The 5,788-nt window shown below is 70.0% G+C and carries 8 protein-coding genes; 5 read left to right on the top strand and 3 right to left on the bottom strand.

Going from position 1 to position 5,788, the window contains the following annotated elements:
- The coding region (locus AC1DU6_RS18010; protein ID WP_477858688.1) for a hypothetical protein at positions 1 to 512 on the bottom strand (512 nt) is incomplete at its 3' end.
- 89 nt (positions 513 to 601) lie between these two features.
- Here AC1DU6_RS18010 and AC1DU6_RS18005 point away from each other — a divergent pair.
- From AC1DU6_RS18005 to AC1DU6_RS17985, 5 genes are all read left to right on the top strand, one after another.
- The gene (locus tag AC1DU6_RS18005) at positions 602 to 1,090 is read left to right on the top strand and encodes an aminoacyl-tRNA deacylase (protein ID WP_477858687.1); all 489 of its coding nucleotides are present in this window, start codon (positions 602 to 604) and stop codon (positions 1,088 to 1,090) included.
- Positions 1,091 to 1,126: 36 nt separating this feature from the next.
- Positions 1,127 to 1,600 (top strand): MgtC/SapB family protein, encoded by a 474-nt coding sequence (locus tag AC1DU6_RS18000; protein ID WP_477858685.1) that lies wholly within the window; start codon positions 1,127 to 1,129, stop codon positions 1,598 to 1,600.
- A 77-nt stretch (positions 1,601 to 1,677) separates the two neighbouring features.
- Complete coding sequence (locus tag AC1DU6_RS17995) at positions 1,678 to 1,989, top strand: hypothetical protein (protein WP_477858683.1); 312 nt, start codon at positions 1,678 to 1,680, stop codon at positions 1,987 to 1,989.
- Between the two features lie 30 nt (positions 1,990 to 2,019).
- The gene (gene plsY, locus AC1DU6_RS17990; RefSeq protein WP_457325358.1) at positions 2,020 to 2,688 is read left to right on the top strand and encodes a glycerol-3-phosphate 1-O-acyltransferase PlsY; all 669 of its coding nucleotides are present in this window, start codon (positions 2,020 to 2,022) and stop codon (positions 2,686 to 2,688) included.
- Positions 2,685 to 3,044 (top strand): RidA family protein, encoded by a 360-nt coding sequence (locus AC1DU6_RS17985; protein ID WP_056198641.1) that lies wholly within the window; start codon positions 2,685 to 2,687, stop codon positions 3,042 to 3,044. Before plsY ends, AC1DU6_RS17985 begins: the two co-directional genes overlap by 4 nt.
- 4 nt (positions 3,045 to 3,048) lie before the next feature.
- On the opposite strand, the gene AC1DU6_RS17980 is transcribed toward AC1DU6_RS17985, so the two are convergent.
- Both AC1DU6_RS17980 and AC1DU6_RS17975 read right to left on the bottom strand, forming a co-directional pair.
- Positions 3,049 to 5,064 (bottom strand): DEAD/DEAH box helicase, encoded by a 2,016-nt coding sequence (locus tag AC1DU6_RS17980; RefSeq protein ID WP_477858681.1) that lies wholly within the window; start codon positions 5,062 to 5,064, stop codon positions 3,049 to 3,051.
- A 61-nt stretch (positions 5,065 to 5,125) separates the two neighbouring features.
- Positions 5,126 to 5,788, bottom strand: a 663-nt coding sequence (locus AC1DU6_RS17975) for a M56 family metallopeptidase (RefSeq protein WP_477858680.1), incomplete at its 5' end; no start/stop codon positions are given.

Here is a 5,788-nt window from a genome sequence, read left to right as displayed (position 1 = left end):
GCTTCGTGCAGCACTTGGGCCAGGGCCAGCAGCAGCAGGCCGAAGAGCAAGGCGAGATAGTGATCACCCGACAGGCCGAACCACAGCTGGCGCTCGCCCTTGGGGTTGCCCCAGGTCAGCGCGAGGATGGCCAGCGTCTGGCCCAGCGGCTGGGCGGCTGCCAGGGCGCACAAGCCCAGGCCGAGGCGGCGCAGATGCTGGGCCGGCCGGCGCGCCAGCAACTCGCCCTGGGCGAAGCAGCCGAACAGCGACCACATCTGCCACAGCGCGAACAGGCTTGCCAGCGTGGGCAGCATGGAGGCTGCAAGGCCCCACAGCCGCGTGCCCATGTCGAGCTGTATGCGGCTGAGGTTCCAGGTGCGTGCTGCCACGTYAGCCACCCAATCGGCCTCGGCCCAGAAGATGAAGGGCAGGGTGCCGATGACCACGACGCCGAACAGGCAGAGCAGCCGCACCACCCAGGCCAGGCGGCGGATGCGCCGTAAACCATCGGCAGAAAAGGAGTCGGGCATGGTGGCCTAGGGCAAACACGGAAAACTTACTGTAAAACAATAATTGCTTGCTGTGATGGAGTAAGTTTTACCTCCCCGAGAATGAAGGGATGAGCAAGAAGATCGCCCATGTCAGCGAAACCCCGGCAACCCAGGCGCTGAAGCGTGCCGGCGTCGCCTTCACCGAGCACGTCTACGACTACGTCGAGCACGGCGGCACGGCCGAGTCGTCCAAGCAGCTGGGCGTCGAGGAGCACGCCGTCGTGAAGACCCTGGTCATGCAGGACGAGAAGGCCGAGCCGCTGATCGTGTTGATGCATGGCGACTGCACGGTCAGCCTGAAGGAGCTGGCACGGCAGATCCCCTGCAAGAAGGTCGAGCCCTGCAAGCCCGAAGTGGCGCAGCGCCACAGCGGCTACCAGGTCGGTGGCACCTCGCCATTCGGCGTGCGCAAGGCCATGCCGGTGTTTGTCGAGGCTTCGATCCTGGCGTTGCCGAAGATCTGCATCAATGGCGGCCGGCGCGGCTATCTCGTCGGCATCGAGCCAAAGGTCCTGACCGAGCTGCTGGATGCGCGGCCGGTGACCTGCGCGAACTGACCCGGCTCGGGCGCGCGGCTTGCCCGGCAGGCGGCCATGTGGGCCACCGTCCTCCAGACCCTGCAGTCCGAGTTCTCTGATGCGCCCGATGTGGAGCAGGTCACCCGCCTCACGACGCGGCTGCTGCTCGCGGCGCTGCTGGGTGGTGTGCTCGGTTATGAGCGCGAGCAAAAGGGCAAGGCGGCCGGCATCCGCACACACATGCTGGTGGCCATGGGCGCTGCCTTGTTCGTGCTGGTGCCGCAGCTCGGCGGCATGTCCGTGGCGGACATGAGCCGGGTCATCCAGGGCATCGTCACCGGCATCGGCTTCCTCGGCGCCGGGGCCATCATCAAGCACCGCACCGAGGAAGACACCCAGGGACTGACGACGGCGGCCGGCATCTGGATGACGGCAGCGATCGGCGTGACCTGTGGCCTGGGCCGGGAGACGACGGCGCTGATCAGCGCGCTGCTGGCCCTGGCGGTTCTTGCGGTGCTGCCGCGGCTGGTCGGCCGGGGCAGGCGCTGAGCGTTCGCGGTCTCGTCCTACCGGATGCCTGGCAGGCGCTCGCGAAACTGCCTTCGATGTCGACGCGAACCTCCGCCATGAACGGCCGTGAGACGCTGGACCTGGCGTACTCCCAGTTGGAGGCCCTGCTGCCCAGGCGTGCCGCGCGCTGCCTGGCCTGGTTGCACAGCCCTCKCGGGGTGTGGGTGCGCATCCCGGCTGGCTTGCTGTGCATCGCCGCGTCGGTGTTCTGGTTTCTGCCCATCATCGGCATCGAATGGTTGCCGCTGGGCTTGCTGTTGCTGGCGGAGGACCTGCCGTTCCTGCGCAAGCCGGTGGGGCGCTTCATCCTGTTCCTGCTGGAGCAGGGGCGGCGGCTGCAGGTCTGGTGGCGGGCCCGGCAGCATTGACACGGCCGGGCTGCACGACAATGCCGCCCCATGCAAACCGTCCTCCCTCTGCTGGCCGCCCTCGTTGGCTACCTTGTCGGCTCGCTGTCCTTTGCCGTCATCGTCAGCCGCGCCATGGGCCTGTCGGACCCGCGCTCCTATGGCTCGGGCAACCCTGGCGCCACCAACGTGCTGCGCTCGGGCAACAAGGCCGCGGCCATCCTGACGCTGGTGTTCGATGCGCTCAAGGGTTATCTCCCCGTGCTGGCCGTGCTGATCTGGGGCCCCAGGTACGGCCTTGGCGAGGGCACGGCGGCGCTGGTGGGCCTGACGGCCTTCCTTGGCCATCTGTGGCCGGTGTTCTTCAGGTTCCAGGGCGGCAAGGGTGTGGCCACGGCGGCCGGCGTCATCTTCGGGCTCAACCCCCTGCTAGGGGTTGCGACGCTGGCGACCTGGCTCATCATTGCCTGGTTCAGCCGCTATTCGTCCCTGGCCGCCATCGTGTCGGCCGCCTTCGCGCCGATGTATCAGTTGCTCATTTGGGAAGCCGGCCCGGCCGCGCTGGCCCTGATCATCATGGGCTTGCTGCTGGTGTGGCGCCACTCGGCCAACATCAAGAAATTGCTGGCCGGCACCGAGAGCAAGCTCGGGCACAAGGCAGAGAAAGCTGCGCCGGCATCGCATCCCGTCAAATCCACCAAGCACCGGAAGAAAGCATGACCGCCTCCACCCCCGTTGAACGTTTCGACATCGGCGCCCGCCTGTCGGAGATGGCCGTGTACAACGGCGTCGCCTATCTGGCCGGCCAGGTGCCCGAGGACGCCAGCGCCGACGCCACCGGCCAGACGGCCCAGGTGCTGGCCGCCATCGACAAGCTGCTGGAGCGCGCTGGCACCGACAAGAGCCGCATCCTGCGCGCCCAGATCTACCTGGCTGACCGCGCCGACTTCCCCGGCATGAACGCCGCCTGGGACGCCTGGGTGTCGGCCGGCCACACGCCGCCGCGCGCCACCGTCATCGCCGGCCTGGCGCGGCCAGAGTGGAAGGTGGAGATCGTCATCACGGCGGCGGTCTGAAGGGCTACGCCGGTGCGCCCTGTGCGCGCCGGCGCCAGAACTCCGCGTCGATCAGCTGCTCCRCCCCGGTGCGTGCGTTGATCAGCCAGAACTGACGCCCGTCGGCGCTGATGCGCGCCACCTCGCCCACCTGCCGCCCGGCGGCCACGCGCCGCCCCAGCGCATTGGCGGGAAAGCCCGGCTCGCGCGCCAGTTCCTGCAGAGGCAGGGCGTCCCGGGTGTCGCCGGCCAGGCGCAGCCGCTGCACCAGCGGCGCCAGCAGCGGGCTGGCCGCATCGGCGGGCGACACGAACAGCACCAGCTTGGCCTGCGCCCGGCTCAGCGCGACGTTGAGCAGGCGCTGTGCCTCGTCGCCGTGCAGGAAGGGCTGGGCGCCATCCGCGGGGTCGAACAGCACCACCGGCGCCTCGCTGCCCTGGGCGCGGTGCACGGTGCTGACCCGCAGCGCCTCCGGCAGGCCGCGCGCACGCAGCCGCTGGCGGATCAGCGCCCGCTGCGCACGGAACGGCGTCAGCACGATCAGCTCCTCGGCCTGCCATGAGCCGCTGGCCAGCGCACGCTCCACCAACTCGGCAATGGCTTCGGCCGATTCGCGCCGCACCGGCCCGCGCTCCGCGGCCGACCAGCCGCCATCCGTCTTCAGGTGGTGGACATGCACATGCACGTTGGCGCCGATGTCGCCCAAACTGCGTTGGCGAGCAGCCTGCCAGTGGGCCGAAGCCTCGGCGTCTGCTGCCACGCGCAGTGCGCCGTCGTAGAACAGCTGGCTGACCAGCTCGCCGATCGGCGGCGCCATGCGCGACTGTTCGTCCAGCAGCGCGACGGACGGCCCGCGCGGCATCTCCGTAAACGCCGAGCGGCCCAGCCAGCGCCGGGCCAGGCGGTCGTCGCTGCGCAGCACGGGCGACAGCTGCTGGGGGTCACCCGCAAACAGCCGGGCGCGGCCCAGCGGCATCAGCACGAGGGCATGCGCCAGGCTCACCTGGCTGGCTTCGTCGAACACCAGCAGGTCGAAGGGCGGTTCGCCATCGGGCTGCAGCTCGCGCAGCGTCTTCAGCGTGAAGGCTGCGCGCGTCGTCGTCATGCTGGCCAGGCGGCAGCGTTGCAGTACCTTCAGCGAAGCGGCGCGCAGCTCGTCGCGCAGTGCGGCGACGCGGTCGGCCCAGGCCTTGAGCGCGAGCGAATCACGGGCTGATGGCCGCTGGCCTTCGGTACGGGCCAGGCGGGTGATGAGATCGCGGTCCTGCGTCGGAATCAGGTGCTCGCGGCCTTCGTAGGCCGCGGCGTTGAAGCGTGTGCCCAGGCGCTGCACTTCGGCGCGCAGGTGCTCGCGGCGGCCCTTGTGCAAGGCCTTGTCGACGGCCAGCGTGGCCTGGTCCACGGCCTGGTTGGTGGTGGACAGCAGCAGCACGCGAGCGTGCGGGTGGCGGTCCAGGTACTCAGCCAGCAGCACGCCCAGCGTCGTCGTTTTGCCCGTGCCCGGTGGCCCCCACAGGAAACCGCTGCTGTGGCCCGCCAGCGCTAGCGCTGCGCGTTGCGCCGGGCGCAGCCAGCGGAAGGGCTCGCCGGTCAATGCCGTGCCGCCGTGCAGAGGTTGTGGGTTCGACAGGTCGGGCAGGCAGGCMAGCGCCTGTTCGGCCCAGGGCGTGTCCCACCACGCATCGGCCACGGCGTTCAGGAAGCGCGTCGGGTAGAGGCGGAGCAGGTGCCCGGCCGGCGGCGGCGGGCCGCTGGCGTTCTGCAGCACGAGCTGGTCGTCCTCGGCCAGCACGGCCAGCACGCTGGCGCCGCCTTTGCTCGGCGCGCCCCACCACGCAGAGGCGCCGTCCAGGCTGTCGTCCAGCAGCGCCTGCGCCGAGGCCACACCCGGCCGCTGGCCCTCGGCGAACACATAGCCCGGCTCCAGCGTCACCCGCCACAGCACGCCGTCGCGCTCGCTGTGCAGCACCTTGAAGTCGTAGTACTCGGGCGTGGCCGAAAGCTCGGCGTTCAGCGCCGCGCGGAGGTCGGCGAGGCTCATTGCAGGGGGGCGGATTCGGGGAGGCGGATTCGGGGAGGCGGCACTGTAGCGGCCTCCTCGCTCAGAATGTGTTTTTCGGCGGCTGGAAGTTGGCGGGCAAGGCCGTGGGGGTCAGCTCCAGTGCGAACTTTTCGTCCGAGCCGGCGCGGGTCATCTCGATGCGGGCCTTCTGACCCCAGGCCGACATCACGCTGGGGTGGCCGAGTTCCACGCCCGGCTCGCCGTGGCTGATGTGCGTCTTGATGAGCGCCGAGTCGCCGGCCTTCTTCGGCCACAGCGTGATCGATAGCGGCTCCTTCACCCAACCTGGCTCGTCGCCGGCCATGGCTTCGAGCCGCAGCATCACACGCTCGCCGTCGCGGCCGATGACGCGTGCCTCGACGGTCGACTTGTCGCCACCCTGGCTGCGCTCCACCTTCAGCTGCAGCTCGATGAAGCCGGCGCCGGCTGCGAGAGGTGGGCTTTCCGCCGCATAGGCCAGAGTGGAGACGGCGGCCACGCCGGCTGCGAGCAGCAGCGCGCGGCGGCGGTTCAGGGGTAGGGGGCGGTGCAGCATCGCGATCCTTTCGACGAGAGGGTGGGAGCTGCCCCAGCGGCTGGCCAGCGGCGCGCCGTGGGGCGTGAGATCGTGGGCGGCGAGCAGGGCTCGCGTGTAGTCGGCCAGCGCGCCGGGCCGGGCCGCCAGCACGGCGGCATCGCAGGCCAGTTCCTGGTCCGCCTGCAT

Source organism: Roseateles sp. P5_B10 (assembly GCF_056400485.1).
This window is presented reverse-complemented; position numbering and strand designations above follow the sequence as displayed.

Coding starts and splice junctions, on each gene's coding strand:
- AC1DU6_RS18005 (WP_477858687.1), top strand. CDS start 602: ATGAGCAAGAAGATCGCCCATGTCAGCGAAACCCCGGCAACCCAGGCG.
- AC1DU6_RS18000 (WP_477858685.1), top strand. CDS start 1,127: ATGTGGGCCACCGTCCTCCAGACCCTGCAGTCCGAGTTCTCTGATGCG.
- plsY (WP_457325358.1), top strand. CDS start 2,020: ATGCAAACCGTCCTCCCTCTGCTGGCCGCCCTCGTTGGCTACCTTGTC.
- AC1DU6_RS17985 (WP_056198641.1), top strand. CDS start 2,685: ATGACCGCCTCCACCCCCGTTGAACGTTTCGACATCGGCGCCCGCCTG.